This is a genomic window from Belnapia mucosa, assembly GCF_016775475.1.
Taxonomy (GTDB): Bacteria; Pseudomonadota; Alphaproteobacteria; order Acetobacterales; family Acetobacteraceae; genus Belnapia; species Belnapia mucosa.
Genome location: NZ_JAEUXJ010000002.1, coordinates 470,473 through 486,783, shown reverse-complemented (window position 1 = coordinate 486,783; position 16,311 = coordinate 470,473). Strand labels below are relative to the sequence as shown.

Genomic DNA, 16,311 nt, shown 5'->3' with positions numbered 1-16,311 from the left:
TCTGAGCCCCATACGCATGACATGCCACCCATGTTTCGGGCATGCTGCCATGCAGCAACGGAATGGCCGCTCACGGTTACGTGGCCTCGCCTTCCGCCTTCCGCCGTTGCTCCCGCAGGCGCGCCGCGCCGCCCGGCATGCGCGGGTTGATCGCCAGCGCGGCCGTCAGGCTGCGCAGCGCGCCGCGGGCATCGCCCGCGCCGTCCTGGATCGTGGCCAGCAGCAGCAGCGCCGGCCAATGGCGCGGCTCCAGCCGCAACACCTCCTGTAAGTCGCGCGCCGCTGCGGCCGCCTCGCCGGCGGCCGCATAGGCCTGGGCGCGCAGGAACCAGGCATCGGGGAAGTCCGGCGCCAGGGTGATGGCGGCGTCGAAATCCTCCAGCGCCTCGCCAGGCATCCGGGCCTCGACATTGCGCAGCCCGCGCCGCAGCAGCAGCGCCACCGAGGGGCTGGCCGCCTGGGCCCAGAGGGCACGGATGCGCCCCTCCACCAGGGCAGCGCCGGCCTCGTCCGGGGCGGTGCGCAGCGCCTCGAAGGCGCGGTCCAGCTCCGCCTTGCGGGCGTCCGGCCGCGGCTGGGCGCGGGCGGCGGCGGGCAGCAGCAGGACGAGCGCGAGCAGCCGTCGCCGCATCAGCCGATCACCCCGAACAACCGCATGCCCAGCACCATCAGCACGATTCCCACCCCGATCAGGGTCACGATCCAATCGCCCAGGCTCATTCGCCAGTTGCCGGTCGGGATCCAGCGGGGCGCATAGGCATAGGCGGGATCGGCGGCCTTGCCCCGCTCGGCCAGCGCCCGTTGGCGGAGCGCGGCGGCCGCGGCTTCGGCATCCTCGGCCATCGTTCAGCCCTCCGCCGCGCGGCAGGCGGCGCAGACCCCCTCCGCCTCCACCGTGCTGCGCGACAGGGCGAAGCCGGCGGCGGTGGCGGCGCGATGCAGGGCCAGCGCCACGCCCGGGTCGCTGATCTCGGTTGTCCCGCCGCAGCGGCCGCAGATGAGGAATTGGTGCGGGTGGTCATGCGCCGCGCCGCAATCGCAATCCTCCGGATGATCCTCCATCTCGGCGCAGCCGACGAAGGCGCCCAGGCGCTCCACCTTATGGATCAGGCCCTGTTCGACCAGGAAATCCAGCGCCCGGTAGACGGTGGGCGGGGCGGCGCCGGCGCGGCTGGCCTTCAGCCGGTCGAGCAAGGCATAGGCGCCGACCGGCTGGCCGCTTTCCAGCACCAGCCGCAGCACCTGCCGGCGCAGGGCCGTCAGCTGGGCGCCGCGCCGGGCACAAAGCGCGGCGGCGCGGTCGAGGCTCGCCTCCAGCGGGGGGGCGTCGGGCATGGGCTCCTCCATCCGGGGCTCCTGCCCTTATATAGGGGAATGACCAGTTCCCCGAAGAGTCCCGAGCCGGAGGCCGGCCGGCCGCTGCTCGACTCCATCCGCTTCGACCTGCGCGGGCTGGTGCCCGCCATTGCCCAGCAGCACGACACCGGCAAGGTGCTGATGCTCGCCTGGATGAACCGCGAGGCGGTGGAGGAGACGCTCGCCACCGGCCGGGCCTGCTACTTCTCCCGCTCCCGCAACCGGCTGTGGCGGAAGGGCGAGACCTCCGGCCAGGTGCAGCGGCTGGTCGATATCCGGCTCGATTGCGATGGCGACGCGCTGCTGCTGCTGGTCGACCAGACCGGGGTCGCCTGCCATACGGGGCGGCGGAGCTGCTTCTACTTCGCACCCCGCGATGGCGGGCTGGCCGAGCTGACCCAGCCCGAGGTGGCGCCGGAGGCGCTGTACGGTCAATGACCCCTATTCCAGTGACGGTGCTGACCGGCTTCCTCGGGGCCGGCAAGACCACCCTGCTCAACCGCCTGCTCCGCGACCCGGCGCTGGCCGAGACCGCCGTCCTCATCAACGAGTTCGGCGAGATCGGCCTCGACCACCTGCTGGTCGAGCGGCTGGATGGCGACACCGTCCTGCTCAATGCCGGCTGCCTCTGCTGCACCGTGCGTGGTGATTTGGTGCGGACGCTGCGCGACCTCGCGGAGCGGGCCACCGCCGGTCAGGCGATCCGCCGCGTGGTGGTGGAGACCACCGGCCTCGCCGATCCTGCACCGATCCTCCAGACGCTGATGAGCGACCCGCTGGTCCTCGCCCGCTTCCGGCTGGATGGCGTCGTCACCCTGGTCGATGCCATGGCCGGCATGGCGACGCTCGACGCCCAGCCCGAAGCGGTGAAGCAGGCGGCCGTCGCCGACCGGCTGGTGCTGACCAAGACCGACCTCGCCCCACCCGAGGCGGTGGCGGCGCTGGAGGCGCGGCTGCGGGCGCTGAACCCCGGCGCGCCCCTGCTGCGGGCCGATGCCCCGGCGGAGGCGCTGCTCGACTGCGGGCTGTTCGACGCAACGCGCAAGCACCCGGATGTCCGCCGCTGGCTGGATGCCGAGGCCTTCGCGGCGCATGACCACCACCATCATCACCACCACCACGACGCGAACCGGCACGATGCCCGGATCCATTCCTTCTGCCTGACCTTCGACGAGCCCCTGCCCTGGGACGGGCTGGCCACCTGGCTTGAGGTGCTGACCATGACGCGCGGGGAGAGCGTGCTCCGCATCAAGGGCATCCTGAACCTCGAGGGGCAGGAGCGGCCGGTCGCCATCCATGGCGTGCAGCACCTGTTCCACCCGCCCGTCATGCTGGAGCGCTGGCCCGAGGGCGATGACCGCCGCTCCCGCCTCGTCTTCATTCTCCGCGACCTCGACCGGGCGACGGTCGAGAAGGGGCTGATGGCCTTCGCCGAAAGTGCCCGGCAGCAGCGCGAGATCACCTGATGAGCGCGCTGCGGCTCGAAACCCTCTCCGGCGCTGGTTTGGAGGCGGCGCTGCCCGCCCTCTCCCGCCTCCGCATCGCCGTCTTCGCCGAATGGCCCTACCTCTATGACGGCGACGCGGCGCATGAGGCCGAGTATCTGCAAAGCCTCGCCGCCGGCCGCGACGCCGGCATCATCGTCGCCTTCGCCGGCGAGGAACCGGTCGGCATGGCGACCTGCCAGCCCATGGCCGAGGCGCATGCGCCGGTCCAGGCGGCCTTCCGCCGGCGCGGCCTCGACCCCGCCCGCTTCTGCTATTTCGGCGAGAGCGTGTTGCTGCCCGCCTGGCGCGGCCAGGGCGCGGGCGTCGGCTTCTTCGCGGCGCGCGAGGCGCATGCGCGCGCCCTCGGGCTGGAGGCCGCTGCCTTCTGCGCCGTGGTCCGCAACGCCAACGACCCTCGCCGGCCGCCCGGTTACGTCCCGCTCGATGATTTCTGGCGACGGCGCGGCTTCACCCCGCGGCCTGACCTCTCCTGCGTCTTCCGCTGGCGGGAGCATGGTGATGCGGCCGAGACGCCGCATGCGCTGGGCTTCTGGGTGAAGGATCTGTTGTGACCACTCTGCGGCTCGGTTTGCTCGCTTGGCCCGTGGGGCGGCCGGCAGGGGTCGAGGGCTATGCCGCGCGCCTCGATGCCTTCGTCGCCGAAGCTTCCCCCCGCGCCGACCTCCTCCTTATGCCCGAATACGCCCCGATGGAGATCGTTGGCGGCCGCGCCGACGAGGCCGCCGAGCTCCGCGCCATGGTCGAGGCGGCGCCCGCCGTGCTGGAGGCGATGCGCGGCGTCGCGCGCCGGCACGGCACCTGGCTGCTGCCCGGCAGCCTGCCCATGGCGTTGGACGGGCGGGTGGTGAACCGGGCGCCGCTGATCGCGCCCGACGGAAGCCTCGCCTTCCAGGACAAGCGGATGATGACCCGCTTCGAGGCCGAGCGCTGGGGCGTCTCCCCCGGCGCCGGGCCGCAGGTTTTCCCGACACCTTGGGGGCGGATCGGCGTCTCCATCTGCTACGACGCTGAATTCCCCAAGCATGTCCGCGCCCAGGTCGAGGCCGGCGCCTGGCTGGTGCTGGTGCCGGCCTGCACCGACAGCGTCCAGGGCTTCAACCGGGTGCGCTTCTCCGCCCGCGCCCGGGCGCTGGAGAACCAGTGCTTCGTCGCCGTGGCGCCGACCGTGGGCCTCGCCCCCTGGTCGGCGGCCCTCGACGAGAACCACGGCGCGGCCGCGGTCTATGGCCCGGTCGATCGCGGCTTCCCCGAGGATGGCGTGCTGGCCGAGGCGGCGCTGGATGCGCCGGGCTGGCTGTTCTGCGAGGTCGACCCGGCGCGGATCGAGACGGTGCGGCGCGAGGGCGCGGTGCTGAACCACCGCGACTGGCCGAAGGGGCCGGTGGCACCCCCTCCTCTCGCGGTATTCGCATGACCCTCATCTACCTGGCAGCCGGCGAGGCCTCGGGCGACATCCTCGGCGCGCGGCTGATCGCGGCGCTGCGGCGCCGGCGGCCCGACCTCAGCTTCGCCGGTATCGGGGGCGAGCGAATGGCGGAGATGGGTGTCGAGAGCCTGTTCCCCATGCGCGAGCTCTCCCTGATGGGGCTGCTGGAGGTGGTGCCCAATCTTCGCCGCCTCGCCCGGCGCATGGCCGAGGCGGAGGCCGATGTGCTGGCCCGCCGTCCGGCGCTGCTGGTGACGATCGATGCGCCGGGCTTCACCCTCCGCCTCGGCGGCCGGGTCCGGGCGCAGGGGGTGAAGGTGCTGCATTACGTGGCGCCGCAGGTCTGGGCCTGGCGGCAGGGGCGCGTCCGCAAGATCGCGCAGGAAGTGGACCGCATCCTCGCCCTGCTGCCCTTCGAGCCGCCCTTCTTCGAGGCCGCCGGCATCCCCGTCCGCTTCGTCGGCCATCCGGTGCTGGAGAGCGGCGCCGACAGGGGCGATGCAGCCCGCTTCCGCGCGGCGCATGGCATCCCGGACGGCGCGCCAGTGGTGGCGGTGATGCCCGGCAGCCGGCGGTCCGAGGTGCGCCGGCTGCTCGGCATCTTCGGCGAGGCGTTGCGGCTGGCCTCGGCCGAGGTGCCGGGCCTGCGGCCGGCAGTGGCGCTGGCCGGACCGGTGGAGGAGGCGGTCCGCGCCGGCACCGCCACCTGGCCCGTGGCGCCGGTGCTGGTTCGGCAGGTGGCCGACAAATACGATCTCTTCGCCGCCTCGGCCGCGGGCCTCATCAAATCCGGCACCTCCAGCCTCGAGGTCGCGGTGGCCGGCCTGCCGCATGTGGTGGCCTATCGGGTGAACCCGGTGACGGCCGCCATCGCCCGGCGGCTGATCAAGGTGCCGCATGCCTCCCTGGTCAACCTGCTGGCCGAGCGGGAGGTGGTGCCGGAATTCATCCAGGAACGCTGCACCCCGGCGCTGCTGGCCGAGGGGCTGGTCCGGCTGCTGCGCGATCCGGCCGCCGCGGCGGCCCAGCGGGCGGGCTTCGCCGAGGCGCTGGCGCTGCTGCGGCCGCCCGAGGGAGTGCCGAGCGAGGCGGCGGCAGCGGCGGTGCTGGAGATGCTGGACTCAGTCCCCGCCGGACCCTGAACACTCCGCCGGCTGCGCCGCGCTACTCGGCCTCGCCATCCTTCCTGAAGGGAGAGAGGGTGGCGAGCGCCTCCATCTCCCGCAGCATGGCAGGGCGCTCGCGGTCGAGGAAATCGCCGATAGCGCGGCGCAGCCCGACATGGGCGATCCAATGCGCGCTATAGGTCGGGGCCGGCAGGTAGCCGCGCTGGATCTTGTGCTCGCCCTGGGCACCGGCCTCGACGCGGGGCAGCCCGTGCTCGATGGCGAAGTCGATGGCGCGGTAGTAGCAGAGCTCGAAATGCAGGAAGGGCGCATCGATGATGCTGCCCCAGTTGCGGCCATACAGGGCTTCGCGTCCCAGCAGGTTGAGCGCGCCGGCCACCGGCTCGCCATCCTGCTCGGCGACCATCAGCACCACCTTGTCGCCCAGCGCCTCACCCAGCAGGGGCCAGAAGCGTGGCGTCAGATAGGCGCTGCGGCCCCATTTCTTGTCGGTGGTGCTGCGATAGAAGCGATGGAAGGCCTTCCAGTGGCGCTGCGTGATCTCATGCCCGCGCAGCGTCCGCAGCACGAAGCCCGAGGCCGCGGCATCGCGCCGCTCCCGCCGGATTGCCTTCCGCTTGCGCGAGGACAGGGCGCCGAGGAAGTCGTCGAAGCTGGCATAACTGTGGTTGTGCCAGTGGAACTGGGTGCCGAGGCGCTGCAGCCAGCCGGCCTCGCCCAGTTCCTCCCATTCGGGGGCCTCGCAGAAGGTGATGTGGGCCGAGGAGAGGCCGAGTTCGCCGCAGGCCTGGGCGAGCGCCTGGCCCATCGCCGCCGGGCCGAGGCCGGACTGGGGATCGATCAGCAGCCGTGGCCCGGGCACCGGGCTGAAGGGGGAGCAGACCTGGAGCTTCGGATAGTACTGCCCCCCGGCCCGCTCGAAGGCGTCGGCCCAGCCATAGTCGAAGACATATTCGCCCTGGCTGTGGCTCTTCGCGTAGCAAGGGGCGCAGGCCAGCAGCCGGCCGTCGGGGTCGCGCAAGGCGGCATGCTGCGGCAGCCAGCCGGTGCGGGCGGTGGCGCTACCGCTTTCCTCCAGCGCCGCCAGGAAGGCATGGCTGACGAAGGGGTTGCCGCCGCCGGCGCAGGCATCCCATTCCTCCGCCGGAAGCTCCGCGATGGCGCGGTGAAGGCTGAGGGTCAGGGCCGGGGCGGACTCAGGCATCGCCCCAGCATGTGCTGCGCCGCAGCGCGAGGGCAACCCCTGGCAATGCCCCTCAGGCCAGCTCGAACATCCCCTCCACCTCGACCGCCGCATCCCCGGGCAGGGAGGGCACGCCGATGGTGGTGCGGGCATGCCGGCCCGCATCGCCGAAGACCTCGACCGCGAGGTCGGAGGCGCCGTTCATCACCACCGCATGCTGGGTGAATTCCGCCGGCGCCGCGATGAAGCCGCCCAGCCGGACAACCCGTGCCACCCGGTCGAGATCGCCGGCCGCGGCCTTCAGCTGCGCGACCAGGTTGACGAAGCAGAGCCGCGCCGCGGCCACGCCATCCTCGACCGAGACGCCGGCGCCGACCTTGCCGGTATAGGCGATCTTCCCACCCCGCAGCGGGATCTGGCCGGAGATGACAACCAGCTTCCCGGTGATGTTGAAGGCCACGTAATTGGCGATCGGCGCCGCCGGGGCCGGCAGCGTGATGCCGAGCTCGGCGAGGCGGATTTCGATGCGTCCGGCCATGGTGATCCCCTGTTTATCCGACGAGCCGCAGGTTGCGCCTGCGGCCGCGCGGCCCGCCCGCGGCGGATTCGCGCCCCGGCGGCGCCTGCGGCGGCAGGTCGAGCGGCAGCAGTGGCGCCTGCTGCGCGGCATTGCCGAGCGATTCCGGCAGGCAGTCCTCCTCGGAGGGCTGCGGCAGGTCGCGCCGGTCGAGATAGTCGAGCGCCAGCCGGCGGAAGGCCCAGTCGAGCACCGAGGTGGCGCGCGGGATGGCCGGATCGCCCTCCACCACTCCGGCCGGGCCGAAGCGGGTATAGGCGAAGGCCTCGACATAGTCGGCCAGCTTCACGCCCGATTGCAGGCCGAGCGAGACGGATTGCGCGAAGGCCTCCATCAGGCTGCGGAAGGCCGGCCCCTCCTTCGAGAGGGTAAAGGCGATCTCCAGCAGCCGGCCGGAGGCGTCCTCGGCGGTGCGGAGCGCGACCTTATGGCCGCCGACCGTGACATGCAGCGTGGAGCCGGCATGGCGGCGCAGCGGGGCGGCCGGTTTCGGTACCGCCTGGGCCGGGGCGGGCACCGCCACCGGCGCCGGCGGCACGGCATGCAGGAAGGGTGAGACGGCCTCCCGCATCGCCGCGCGGGCGGCTTCTGAGGCGGAGGCGAGCAGCGTCCCGGCGCGGGACTGGAACTGCCGGGCGACGCGCATCGCGGCGCGGGTCGGCACCTCGGCCACCTCGCCCGCCTCGGTCAGCACGGTGCGGGTGGAGCCGGTGGCCGGTGCCAGCCCGCCGGTCTCGGCGCCGAGCAGCGCCTCCACCGCATCGGGCAGGGCGAGGGCCAGCAGCGCCTGATGCCGCAGCCCGGGCGAGGACGCGGCCTCGTCCAGCGCGGCGCGGGCGGCGGCGGCGAGGCCGGACACCGGCGTCTCGCCCGGCGGGGCGGGCCAGAGCAGGGCCACCGGCTCCCGCGCGCCGAGCCGGGCGGCGATGCGGCCCGACTCGGCCTCCGCCGCGCCGCGGGTCAGCGCAGCGATGGCGGCGGCGGTGTTGCGGGCCTCGCGGCTGTCATAGGGCAGGCCGAGCCCGGCCAGCAGCCCGGCCAGATCGGCAAAGCCGAGTCGCAGCCGGTTGGCCTTGGCCCCGCCCAGCGCATCCAGGGCGCGGACGGCCAGCGCGCAGGCCTCGGCATAGCCTTCCAGGTCGAAGCCACCCTCGGCCTCGAGGAAGGCGGGCAGGTTGAGCACGAAGCGCGGCTCGGCGCGGCCGGATTTCGGCACCTCGCCGCGCCAGATCTCGATGCCCGGCGCGCCGCGGCGGGTCAGCAGCAGGGCGCGCAGCCCTTCGGCGAGCTGAGCGGCGCCACGCTCCTCGAACAGGCCGGCGCGCAGCCCGCAGCGGGTGACGCGGCCGATCCAGGCCTCGGCGAGGCGCGGCAGCGCCACCGGCCCCTCCCCCGGTGCCAGGGCGGCGATGGCCGCGGCCGAGTCGGCATCCCAGCCGATCGGCAGGGCCACCGGACGGGGCGTTGCATCCGGATCGGCGCCCGCGCGGATGCGGCGGAGCGCGACCCCTTCCCAGAGCGTGCCTGTGAGCCTTGCCATGGGGGCATGCTAGGCCGGCTCGGCGCTGGCGGGAAGCCGTATCTGGTGTCTAATGACTCCGCTGACCGCAACATCCTGTGGATGGTCCTGTGGATGGGATGTTCGCAGGTGCGGCTTTTGCGCCGCTGCACGCCTTGTGCGATTGTCCGCCCCGTCACCGCACCCCATCTGGGCGGCCATCCCCCGAGGAGCTTCCCCGGCCCTATGTCTTTCCTGACGCGCTTCACCTCCGGCTTCACCGGCCGCAAGGTCGGGACCGACCGTTTCGGCAATGTCTATTATGAGAGCCGGGCCAAGCAGGCGGTCTATGGCCGCACCCGGCGCTGGGCACTGTTTGCCAAGGGGAACGACCCCACCGTGGTCCCGCCCGAATGGCATGCCTGGCTGCACCACATCACGGCGGAGCCGCTGCCGGAGACGAAGCGCTATGCTTGGCAGCAGGAGCACCTGCCGAACCTGACCGGCACCGCCCACTCCTATCGCCCCACCGGCCATGATTATGTCGGCGGCACGCGGCGCACGACCACGGGCGACTACGAAGCCTGGACCCCGGGTTCCTGAGGCGCCGGAAATGAAGGGACGCAGCCTCGTCGAGGTCGCAACCGGCGGCATCGTGCTCGTCATCGCCGCCATCTTCCTCGCCTATGCCGTGCTGCATAGCGGCCGCGGCGCGACCAATGCGGATGGCATGCGGCTGACGGCCAAATTCGACAAGATCGACGGCATCTCCAACGGCGCCGATGTCCGCATCGCCGGCGTCAAGGTCGGCAGCGTGACCGATAGCCGGATCGACCCGGACAGCTTCGGTGCCGTGCTGACCATGCGCGTCGATCGCAGCCTACGCCTGCCCGACGACACCTCGGCCGAGATCACCTCGGAGGGGCTGCTGGGCGGCAAATATGTCTCGCTCGTCCCGGGGGGGAGCGAGAAATTCCTCGCCGATGGCGCCCGCATCACCGAGACCCAGGGCTCGGTCAGCCTTGAATCGCTGCTCGGGCGGTTCATCTTCTCGGTCACGCAGATGAACAGCCAGCAACCGCAGAATGGCGGCGCCGAACAGGGCGCTGCCCAGGGGGCGACACAAGGCTCCGGGGCACCGGCCGCCAGCCGATGAGCCTCGCCCCGCCCGCCAGCTGGCCCGGTGTCGATGGCCAGCCCCTCTCCTGCCGGGAGAAGCTGAAGGTCCTGGCCGAGAACCATGAGGAACTCGTCCAGGTGATGCGCGACGCCTTCGAGGACGCCGTGCTGATGGGCGTCGATGAGGCGGCGCTGCGCCGCATCCTGACCGAGATGGTGGCGGCGCTGCCCAGCCCGAAGCGCCCCCAGCCATGAGGCGGGCGCTGCTGCTGGCGCTGTTGCTGGCCGCGCTTCCCGCGGCGGCGCAGGAGTGGCTGCCGAAGGGCCAAGCCGAGCTGCAATTGCTCGACAAGGTGACGGCCCGCATCTCCGTCCTCCGCGCGACCGTCGGGCAGCCGGCGCAATTCGGCACGCTGACCGTCCGCGTCACCGCCTGTAATGCCCGCCCGTCGGATGAGGTGCCGGATGCCGCCGCCTTCCTCGAGATCAGCGACAGCCGCCGCCCCAACGGCTTCCAGGAAGTGTTCCGCGGCTGGATGTTCGCCAATGCGCCGGGCGTCAGCATGCTCGAGCACCCCGTCTATGACCTGCGGGTGCTGGACTGCAAGTGAGCCCCTCCGACCACTGGGATGGTCGCGTCTTCCACAATGTCCATGACCGCACGGAGAAGACCCTCCGCGATGTCTGGCGCTGGCGCCGCACCAGCCGGCCCATCCCCTGGCCGCGCTGGATCGAGGACCCGCCGCAGCCCCCGCCGCCGCGCCTGCCGGCCGGGCGGATCGGCGCCACCTTCATCGGCCATGCCTCCTTCCTGATCCAGCTCGGCGGGCGTTGCGTGCTGGTGGACCCGGTCTGGTCGATGCGGGCGAGCCCCCTCTCCTTCGCCGGGCCGCGCCGGGTGCGGGCGCCGGGGCAGGCGCTGGAGGCGCTGCCGGGCTGCGACCTGTTGCTGGTCAGCCACAACCACTACGACCATCTCGACCTGCCGACCTTGCGAGAGGTCCGCCGCCGCTGGTCGCCGCCCGCCGTCACCGGCCTCGACAATGCGCGGCACCTCGCCAAGGCCGGCATCCGGGATGCTGCCGAGCTCGACTGGTGGCAATCCACCGAGGCCGCCGGCCTCCGCATCACCTATGTCCCGGGGCAGCATTTCTCCGCCCGCACGCCCTTCGACCGCAACCGCAGCCTCTGGGGCGGCTTCGTCCTCGAGTCGGAGGGCGCCACCATCTACTTCGCCGGCGATAGCGGCTGGTGCCCGCATTTCGCCGAGATCGCCGCCCGCTTCCCCCGCATCGACTTGGCCCTGATCCCGATCGGCGCCTATGAGCCGCGCTTCTTCATGCGCACCCAGCACATGGACCCGGGCGAGGCGGTCGAGGCGCACCGGGCGCTCGGGGCCCGCCGCAGCATCGGCATGCATTTCGGCACCTTCGCCAGCCTGACCGATGAGGCGATCGAGGGGCCGGAAACCTGGCTCGCCGAGGCCCGCGCCGCGGCGGGGCTGGAGGCTGAGGCCTTCACCACCCTCCCCTTCGGCGGCAGCCTGGACCTGCCGGAGGCCCCCCGATAGGCTCGGCGAATGAGCCGCTTCGACTGCCAACAGCCCCTCCCCGGCGCCGGCTTCGGCGGGCGCCTTCGCTTCGATGGCCTGCCCGGCGCCGGCGCCCTGGTCGCCGCGGCCGAGGCCGAGCCGGAGGCCCTGCCCCGCCTGCTGGCCGAGGCCGGCGGGCTGCTGCTGATCCCCGGCATGGGGGACATGGCCGGGGAGGCCGGCCTGCTGCTCCGCCTCAGCCGGTTGTTCGGGCCCGAGGTCGAGAACTACCGGGAGACCGGGATGGCGCCGAACATGATCCATCCCGAGGTGCCGGAGATCTTCGTCGTCTCCAACATCCCGCCCGTGCATCGCGCCCCGCCTGCCCGGCCGGAGCCGCCGCTGACCGAGGATGGCCGCCTGCCGGTGCAATTCCCGCATCGCCGCGGCTGGCATACCGACCAGAGCTACAGGCGACCGCCGCCCGATATCTCCCTCTTCCTCGCGGTGGTGCCGGTGCCGCAGGGCCAGGGGCAGACCCTGTTTGCCGATGGCACCGCGGCCTATGCCGCCCTGCCGCCCGCCATGCAGGCCCGGATCGAGGGGCTGGAGGGGCTGCATGCCAGTTCCTCCATCGGCCGGCGGCGGGAGGCGGTGCTGGCCGGCACCCCGCCCCAGGCGCCGCTCGCGCCGCACCAGCGCCCGCAGCGCCAGCCCCTGGTCCGCCGGCATCCGGTGACGGGGCGGCCGGCCCTCTTCCTCTGCGAATATGGCCAGATGGACTGGCTGGAGGGACCGATCGCCGGCCTCGAGCCCGGGCCGCATGGCGAGGGGGCGCGGCTGCTGGAGGCGCTGATGGCCCATCTGACCCAGCCGCGCTTCGTCTATGTCCATGAATGGACGGCGGGCGACCTGGTGATCTGGGACAACCGCTGCCTGGTCCATGCCGCCACCTGGTTCGACGCCGAGCGGCTGGAGCGGGTGATGTGGCGGACGACGGTGAGCGGGAACCCGGGGGAGGCCTATGCCGGGGAGGCGAAGAGCTGGTTGGCAGCGTAAGCGTGTAAGATCAAAGCGGTAGGTTTCGGACAAAACCCCATCCAGGTGGGGAGGTGACTGGATTCCTATAGCGGAAAAGGGTTAAAATGTCGAGGATTCGAACGAAGGAGCTGATATCCGAGACGGCCGAAGGTGGCTCTAGAGCGTTCCGCCTTTATGGAACTGTGGCAAATTCCTAGGAAGCAGTGGGGCTGCCGTCTTTAACTCCATGCCGCACTTTACCCACCACCACTCTATAAACGGGGGCTCCCAAATAAGCAAAAAGTCGAATATCGGCCACTAGGTAAATCGTATCTCCCAAATTAAATAGCGAAAAATAGCAGGTAAATTCAAAATCGACTCGATCAGGAATCGCATGAAACCCGTTCTCAGCTACACCTCCTATTACATCGGGCGCATAGTTCTCTTCACCGAGGATAAGTTTAGTTAAAACTGGCTCGAAGCTATTTATACCAAACCGCGCGACGGCGAGCCCGTGGGCGATTTTTGCGATCATGCGCGCGAAAGCAAACATATCATGGTGATGTGAAACAAGCGGCAATTCGGAGCCGACGCCTTTCGCCTTTTCAAATGCGGATCCAGTAATGTCGGAAACCCAAACTGCGTTGTACGCGAACACCTTTATGCCGCTCTGACCGCGCAGCAAGCCTGGGGGCTCAAATACAAAAAGAATCAGTACGGTCGGATGTTCGCTTATTACAACAGAGATGCGTTCCTCCGCCTCCGATTTAACTCGTACCATAGGGAATTCGTTGGGTCGTTCCTGCTTACGCCGTGTCGGGTAGCCCAATTGAGCTCTCACGGCGCCAAACATCTGCCGAAGACATACCTGCTCGAATCGCTTAGTTACATCAGCGCAAGCCGCGCAGCTAGCTTCAGGTAATACGTAATTTCCCCCAAGGCCGTACGGAAAAAGATGCTCTCTACTGAGCCCCTCCGCTCCACCATCGCTTCGACAGTAGATGCAGACACCAACAGGAGGAAAAATCGGAGCAGGCAGGGACATGTGCGCTGCAAACTCCTACTTGTTGAAAATCCAGAAATTACTAACCCTGATCGTTGGGCCAAACCAGAACTTATTTTTCCCGTGCCAAATACAGTCCCATTGAGCCTGCCTCTACTCCTCCACCAAGTGCCCTAGCACCCTCGCCGCCAGCTGCGCCGGCGACGAATACTCCGCCGGGTTGTGGCTGATCCCCGCGCGGCTCGGCACGACGATCATCCCCGTCGGACAGAGTGGCACCATGAACTGCGCATCATGGAAGGCGTCCGATGGCATCCGCAGCACCCGTAGCCCTGGACGGCGGCGGCCCGCGCCCCCGCCTCCGTCACCAGCGGGGCGAACTCCGCCGGCAGGGCGTGGAAGCGCCCCGTCACCGCGACCTCGCAATGCTGGACGGCGGCGCGGATCGTGGGCTCGGCCGCATCGCCCTGCCTCACCGGCGGGGCCAGGCATTCCGCAACCGCTTCCCCACCTCCAGGATCAGCAGCACGGCCAAGCCATTCGCCAGCGCCAGCCCCGCATGCCAGGCCGCGAAGCCTTCCAGGCGGAACAGCGCCGCGACGGGCGGCACCTCCAGCACCAGGACCAGCAGAAGGCCGACCAAGCCGAGCACCGCCAGCAGCACCGGGTTCGGCCGCGCCAGCGCCGCGAGGGGCGAGGCGCTGAAGGACCGGTTCACCAGGATCAGCGCCACCAGGGCGGCGACCAGGGCGGTGAAGGCGATGGCGCGCAGCGCCGGCTCCTCCAGCCCCGCCTGCCAGGCCCAGAGGTAGAGCGCGCCGGTCGTGGCGAAGGCCACGATACCCTGCACCACGCCCCAGGCAACCAGCCCGGGCGCGAGGAGCGGCGCCTGCGGGTCCTCCGGCGGGCGGCGCATGACATCGGCCTCCTCCGGCTCCGCCTCGAAGGCCAGGGAGCAGACCGGGTCCACCACCATCTCCAGGAAGGCGATGTGCAGCGGCCCGAGGACGGGCGGCAGGCCGAAGGCCAGCGGCAGGAAGGCCATGCCGGCGATCGGCACATGCAGCGCGACGATGTAGCCCATCGCCTTGCGCAGGTTGTCAAGAATCCGGCGGCCCAGGCGGATGGCGCGCAGGATGGCGCCGAAATCATCCTCCAGCAGCACCGCCGCCGCGGCTTCCCGCGCCACATCGGTGCCGCGCGCCCCCATGGCGACGCCGACATGCGCCGCCTTCAGCGCCGGGGCGTCGTTCACCCCGTCGCCGGTCATGGCCACCACCTCGCCCGCCGCCTTCAGCGCCTGGACGAGGCGCAATTTCTGCTCCGGCAGCACCCGGGCCAGGATCGCGGCCCCCACCGCGCGCGCGGCGAAGCCCGCCTCGTCCAGCCGCGCCAGCTCGGCGCCCGTCACCACCGGCCCGGTATCGAGCCCGGCCTCGGCGGCGATGGCGCGGGCCGTCTCCGGATGGTCGCCGGTGACGATCACCACGCGGATGCCGGCGGTGCGGCATTCCGCCACCGCTTCCGGCACCTGCGGCCGCAGCGGATCGGCCAGGCCGACCAGCCCGCGGAAAACGAGGCCCGCCTCCTCCAGCCGCGCCGGCGGGTGCGCCGGGTCCAGCCCTTCGGCGGAAGCGACGCCCAGCACCCGCAGCCCGCGCGCGGCCAGCGCCGCGGCCGCCGCGGCGATGCGCGCCGCCTCGGCGGGCGGTGGGGCACAGAGGCGCAGCATGGCCTCCGGCGCGCCCTTGGCCGCCAGCCGCATGCCATCGCCCGCGGCCCAGGCGCGGCCCATGGCCGGCAGGTCCGGGCGCAACCCGTAGTGATGCAGCGGCGTGCCGCCCGTGGCTTCCGGCGCCGCCTGGCGCAGCGCCACCTCCATGGGGTCGAAGGGCGCGTCCTCGCTGGCTTCCGCCGCGAGGCGCAGCAGGCCGGGCCCGTCCAGCGGCGGGTCCGGCTGCGCCAGGGCGACGGCCATGCGGTTGCGGGTCAGCGTGCCGGTCTTGTCGGTGCAGAGCACGGTGGTGGCGCCCAGCGTCTGCAGCGCGGAGGCCTGGCGCAGCAGCACGCCGACCCGGGCGATGCGCCGCGCCCCCATGACGGCGAAGACGGTCAGGATAAGGGGGAATTCCTCGGGCAGCATCGCCATGGCCAGCGCGATGCCGCCGAGCGCCGCCTGCAGCCAGTCCCCGCGCAGCAGGCCATAGAGCAGGGCGAGCACGAGGCTCGCCAGGAGGCCGAGCACGGCGAAGCTGCGCACCAGCGCCGCGGTCTGCGCCCGCAGACGCGGCGGCTCGCGCTCGATCCCGCCGAGGGCGGAGCCGATCCGGCCGAGTTCCGTGCGCGGGCCGGTCGCCTGCACGATCGCCTCGCCGCTGCCGCGCACGACGAGGCTGCCGGAAAAGACCGCGGCCGGGTCGTCGCCCGGGCGCGGTGTCGTCGCCTCGCCCGGCGCGGCGGCGGCATGCTTGCGGACCGGGACGGATTCGCCGGTCAGCAGGGACTCGTCCACCTCCAGCGTCTCGGCCGCCAGGAGGCGGGCATCGGCGGGGATACGGTCGCCCTCGGCCAGGATCAGCAGGTCGCCCCGCACCACCTCCCGCCCCGGGATGCGCCGGCGTTCCCCATCGCGCACCACCAGGGCGCGGGGGGAGGAGAGGTCGCGCAGCGCCTCCAGCGCCCGCTCGGTCCGCGCCTCCTGCGCGACCGCGATGCCGACTGAAAGGCAGGCGAAGCCCAGCAATACCAGCGCCTCGGCCAGGTCGCCGAGGAGGAGGTAGAGCGCCCCGGCCCCCAGGAGCAGGGCGAACATCGGCTCCCGCGCCACGTCCAGCGCGACGCGGGCCAGGGAACGGTGGGCGGCGTCTGGCAGGGCATTCGGCCCCTCCCGGCGGAGGCGCAGTGCGGCCTCCGCCGTGCTCAATCCTGCACTTTTCATGACGTGCCCGGCGCCGCCCTGGCCG

Annotated in this window: 20 protein-coding genes; 11 read left to right on the top strand and 9 right to left on the bottom strand. The window is 71.5% G+C overall.

What is annotated here, in order from left to right; translation table 11 throughout:
• Nucleotides 1-76: 76 nt before the first annotated feature.
• The 3 genes from JMJ55_RS06910 to JMJ55_RS06900 are packed head-to-tail and all read right to left on the bottom strand — an operon-like array spanning nucleotide 77 to nucleotide 1,335.
• Nucleotides 77-631 carry a tetratricopeptide repeat protein gene (locus JMJ55_RS06910; protein WP_202824778.1) on the bottom strand — a complete coding sequence of 185 codons (555 nt, stop codon included), beginning with the start codon at nucleotides 629-631 and terminating at the stop codon, nucleotides 77-79.
• A complete protein-coding gene (locus tag JMJ55_RS06905; RefSeq protein ID WP_202824777.1) occupies nucleotides 631-843 on the bottom strand; it encodes a hypothetical protein in 213 nt (70 codons plus the stop codon). The genes JMJ55_RS06910 and JMJ55_RS06905 overlap by 1 nt, the downstream gene beginning before the upstream one ends.
• Nucleotides 844-846: 3 nt before the next feature.
• A complete protein-coding gene (locus tag JMJ55_RS06900; RefSeq protein WP_202824776.1) occupies nucleotides 847-1,335 on the bottom strand; it encodes a transcriptional repressor in 489 nt (162 codons plus the stop codon).
• 39 nt (nucleotides 1,336-1,374) lie between these two features.
• Here JMJ55_RS06900 and hisI point away from each other — a divergent pair, with 39 nt between their 5' ends.
• The 5 genes from hisI to lpxB are packed head-to-tail and all read left to right on the top strand — an operon-like array spanning nucleotide 1,375 to nucleotide 5,432.
• Complete coding sequence (gene hisI, locus JMJ55_RS06895; protein WP_202824775.1) at nucleotides 1,375-1,794, top strand: phosphoribosyl-AMP cyclohydrolase; 420 nt, start codon at nucleotides 1,375-1,377, stop codon at nucleotides 1,792-1,794.
• A complete protein-coding gene (locus JMJ55_RS06890; RefSeq protein ID WP_202824774.1) occupies nucleotides 1,791-2,822 on the top strand; it encodes a CobW family GTP-binding protein in 1,032 nt (343 codons plus the stop codon). The genes hisI and JMJ55_RS06890 overlap by 4 nt, the downstream gene beginning before the upstream one ends.
• On the top strand, nucleotides 2,822-3,415 hold the full coding sequence (locus tag JMJ55_RS06885) for a GNAT family N-acetyltransferase (protein ID WP_202824773.1): 594 nt from the start codon (nucleotides 2,822-2,824) through the stop codon (nucleotides 3,413-3,415). The genes JMJ55_RS06890 and JMJ55_RS06885 overlap by 1 nt, the downstream gene beginning before the upstream one ends.
• The gene (locus JMJ55_RS06880; protein WP_202824772.1) at nucleotides 3,412-4,278 is read left to right on the top strand and encodes a carbon-nitrogen hydrolase family protein; all 867 of its coding nucleotides are present in this window, start codon (nucleotides 3,412-3,414) and stop codon (nucleotides 4,276-4,278) included. Before JMJ55_RS06885 ends, JMJ55_RS06880 begins: the two co-directional genes overlap by 4 nt.
• Nucleotides 4,275-5,432, top strand: a complete 1,158-nt coding sequence (gene lpxB / locus JMJ55_RS06875) for a lipid-A-disaccharide synthase (RefSeq protein ID WP_202824771.1) — start codon at nucleotides 4,275-4,277, stop codon at nucleotides 5,430-5,432. Before JMJ55_RS06880 ends, lpxB begins: the two co-directional genes overlap by 4 nt.
• A 22-nt stretch (nucleotides 5,433-5,454) precedes the next feature.
• Here lpxB and JMJ55_RS06870 read toward each other — a convergent pair whose 3' ends face one another.
• The 3 genes from JMJ55_RS06870 to JMJ55_RS06860 are packed head-to-tail and all read right to left on the bottom strand — an operon-like array spanning nucleotide 5,455 to nucleotide 8,717.
• Nucleotides 5,455-6,621 (bottom strand): GNAT family N-acetyltransferase, encoded by a 1,167-nt coding sequence (locus JMJ55_RS06870; RefSeq protein WP_202824770.1) that lies wholly within the window; start codon nucleotides 6,619-6,621, stop codon nucleotides 5,455-5,457.
• 52 nt (nucleotides 6,622-6,673) lie between these two features.
• On the bottom strand, nucleotides 6,674-7,138 hold the full coding sequence (locus JMJ55_RS06865; protein ID WP_202824769.1) for a RidA family protein: 465 nt from the start codon (nucleotides 7,136-7,138) through the stop codon (nucleotides 6,674-6,676).
• A gap of 13 nt (nucleotides 7,139-7,151) precedes the next feature.
• The gene (locus JMJ55_RS06860; protein ID WP_202824768.1) at nucleotides 7,152-8,717 is read right to left on the bottom strand and encodes a TSCPD domain-containing protein; all 1,566 of its coding nucleotides are present in this window, start codon (nucleotides 8,715-8,717) and stop codon (nucleotides 7,152-7,154) included.
• A gap of 204 nt (nucleotides 8,718-8,921) precedes the next feature.
• Between JMJ55_RS06860 and JMJ55_RS06855 the strand changes: the two genes are divergently transcribed.
• Genes JMJ55_RS06855 through JMJ55_RS06830 form a run of 6 tightly spaced genes read left to right on the top strand, consistent with a single transcriptional unit; the run spans nucleotide 8,922 to nucleotide 12,384 of the window.
• Nucleotides 8,922-9,278 carry an NADH-ubiquinone oxidoreductase subunit NDUFA12 family protein gene (locus JMJ55_RS06855; protein ID WP_202824767.1) on the top strand — a complete coding sequence of 119 codons (357 nt, stop codon included), beginning with the start codon at nucleotides 8,922-8,924 and terminating at the stop codon, nucleotides 9,276-9,278.
• Nucleotides 9,279-9,288: 10 nt separating this feature from the next.
• The gene (mlaD, locus tag JMJ55_RS06850; protein WP_202824766.1) at nucleotides 9,289-9,831 is read left to right on the top strand and encodes an outer membrane lipid asymmetry maintenance protein MlaD; all 543 of its coding nucleotides are present in this window, start codon (nucleotides 9,289-9,291) and stop codon (nucleotides 9,829-9,831) included.
• Complete coding sequence (locus JMJ55_RS06845; RefSeq protein ID WP_202824765.1) at nucleotides 9,828-10,049, top strand: hypothetical protein; 222 nt, start codon at nucleotides 9,828-9,830, stop codon at nucleotides 10,047-10,049. The genes mlaD and JMJ55_RS06845 overlap by 4 nt, the downstream gene beginning before the upstream one ends.
• Nucleotides 10,046-10,405, top strand: coding sequence for a DUF2155 domain-containing protein (locus JMJ55_RS06840; RefSeq protein ID WP_202824764.1), 360 nt, complete (start codon nucleotides 10,046-10,048; stop codon nucleotides 10,403-10,405). The genes JMJ55_RS06845 and JMJ55_RS06840 overlap by 4 nt, the downstream gene beginning before the upstream one ends.
• Nucleotides 10,402-11,364 (top strand): MBL fold metallo-hydrolase, encoded by a 963-nt coding sequence (locus JMJ55_RS06835; RefSeq protein ID WP_202824763.1) that lies wholly within the window; start codon nucleotides 10,402-10,404, stop codon nucleotides 11,362-11,364. The genes JMJ55_RS06840 and JMJ55_RS06835 overlap by 4 nt, the downstream gene beginning before the upstream one ends.
• Nucleotides 11,365-11,373: 9 nt before the next feature.
• Nucleotides 11,374-12,384 (top strand): TauD/TfdA dioxygenase family protein, encoded by a 1,011-nt coding sequence (locus JMJ55_RS06830; RefSeq protein WP_202824762.1) that lies wholly within the window; start codon nucleotides 11,374-11,376, stop codon nucleotides 12,382-12,384.
• Nucleotides 12,385-12,559: 175 nt separating this feature from the next.
• Here JMJ55_RS06830 and JMJ55_RS06825 read toward each other — a convergent pair whose 3' ends face one another.
• The 3 genes from JMJ55_RS06825 to JMJ55_RS06820 all read right to left on the bottom strand — a co-directional run bounded on the left by JMJ55_RS06825 (nucleotide 12,560) and on the right by JMJ55_RS06820 (nucleotide 16,271).
• Entirely contained in the window at nucleotides 12,560-13,390 is an 831-nt protein-coding gene (locus JMJ55_RS06825) for an HNH endonuclease (protein ID WP_202824761.1), read from the bottom strand.
• A gap of 111 nt (nucleotides 13,391-13,501) precedes the next feature.
• Complete coding sequence (locus JMJ55_RS31540; protein ID WP_268885258.1) at nucleotides 13,502-13,630, bottom strand: hypothetical protein; 129 nt, start codon at nucleotides 13,628-13,630, stop codon at nucleotides 13,502-13,504.
• A 190-nt stretch (nucleotides 13,631-13,820) separates the two neighbouring features.
• Complete coding sequence (locus JMJ55_RS06820; RefSeq protein WP_236033454.1) at nucleotides 13,821-16,271, bottom strand: cation-translocating P-type ATPase; 2,451 nt, start codon at nucleotides 16,269-16,271, stop codon at nucleotides 13,821-13,823.
• Between the last annotated feature and the right edge of the window lie 40 nt (nucleotides 16,272-16,311).

What these genes read in the sequence shown, in the direction of transcription:
- JMJ55_RS06900 (WP_202824776.1), bottom strand. Translation starts at nt 1,335, where the DNA reads ATGCCCGACGCCCCCCCGCTGGAGGCGAGCCTCGACCGCGCCGCCGCG.
- JMJ55_RS06910 (WP_202824778.1), bottom strand. Translation starts at nt 631, where the DNA reads ATGCGGCGACGGCTGCTCGCGCTCGTCCTGCTGCTGCCCGCCGCCGCC.
- JMJ55_RS06825 (WP_202824761.1), bottom strand. Translation starts at nt 13,390, where the DNA reads ATGTCCCTGCCTGCTCCGATTTTTCCTCCTGTTGGTGTCTGCATCTAC.
- hisI (WP_202824775.1), top strand. Translation starts at nt 1,375, where the DNA reads ATGACCAGTTCCCCGAAGAGTCCCGAGCCGGAGGCCGGCCGGCCGCTG.
- JMJ55_RS31540 (WP_268885258.1), bottom strand. Translation starts at nt 13,630, where the DNA reads ATGGTGCCACTCTGTCCGACGGGGATGATCGTCGTGCCGAGCCGCGCG.
- mlaD (WP_202824766.1), top strand. Translation starts at nt 9,289, where the DNA reads ATGAAGGGACGCAGCCTCGTCGAGGTCGCAACCGGCGGCATCGTGCTC.
- JMJ55_RS06905 (WP_202824777.1), bottom strand. Translation starts at nt 843, where the DNA reads ATGGCCGAGGATGCCGAAGCCGCGGCCGCCGCGCTCCGCCAACGGGCG.
- JMJ55_RS06870 (WP_202824770.1), bottom strand. Translation starts at nt 6,621, where the DNA reads ATGCCTGAGTCCGCCCCGGCCCTGACCCTCAGCCTTCACCGCGCCATC.
- JMJ55_RS06890 (WP_202824774.1), top strand. Translation starts at nt 1,791, where the DNA reads ATGACCCCTATTCCAGTGACGGTGCTGACCGGCTTCCTCGGGGCCGGC.
- JMJ55_RS06885 (WP_202824773.1), top strand. Translation starts at nt 2,822, where the DNA reads ATGAGCGCGCTGCGGCTCGAAACCCTCTCCGGCGCTGGTTTGGAGGCG.
- JMJ55_RS06840 (WP_202824764.1), top strand. Translation starts at nt 10,046, where the DNA reads ATGAGGCGGGCGCTGCTGCTGGCGCTGTTGCTGGCCGCGCTTCCCGCG.
- JMJ55_RS06845 (WP_202824765.1), top strand. Translation starts at nt 9,828, where the DNA reads ATGAGCCTCGCCCCGCCCGCCAGCTGGCCCGGTGTCGATGGCCAGCCC.
- JMJ55_RS06830 (WP_202824762.1), top strand. Translation starts at nt 11,374, where the DNA reads ATGAGCCGCTTCGACTGCCAACAGCCCCTCCCCGGCGCCGGCTTCGGC.
- JMJ55_RS06860 (WP_202824768.1), bottom strand. Translation starts at nt 8,717, where the DNA reads ATGGCAAGGCTCACAGGCACGCTCTGGGAAGGGGTCGCGCTCCGCCGC.
- lpxB (WP_202824771.1), top strand. Translation starts at nt 4,275, where the DNA reads ATGACCCTCATCTACCTGGCAGCCGGCGAGGCCTCGGGCGACATCCTC.
- JMJ55_RS06855 (WP_202824767.1), top strand. Translation starts at nt 8,922, where the DNA reads ATGTCTTTCCTGACGCGCTTCACCTCCGGCTTCACCGGCCGCAAGGTC.
- JMJ55_RS06865 (WP_202824769.1), bottom strand. Translation starts at nt 7,138, where the DNA reads ATGGCCGGACGCATCGAAATCCGCCTCGCCGAGCTCGGCATCACGCTG.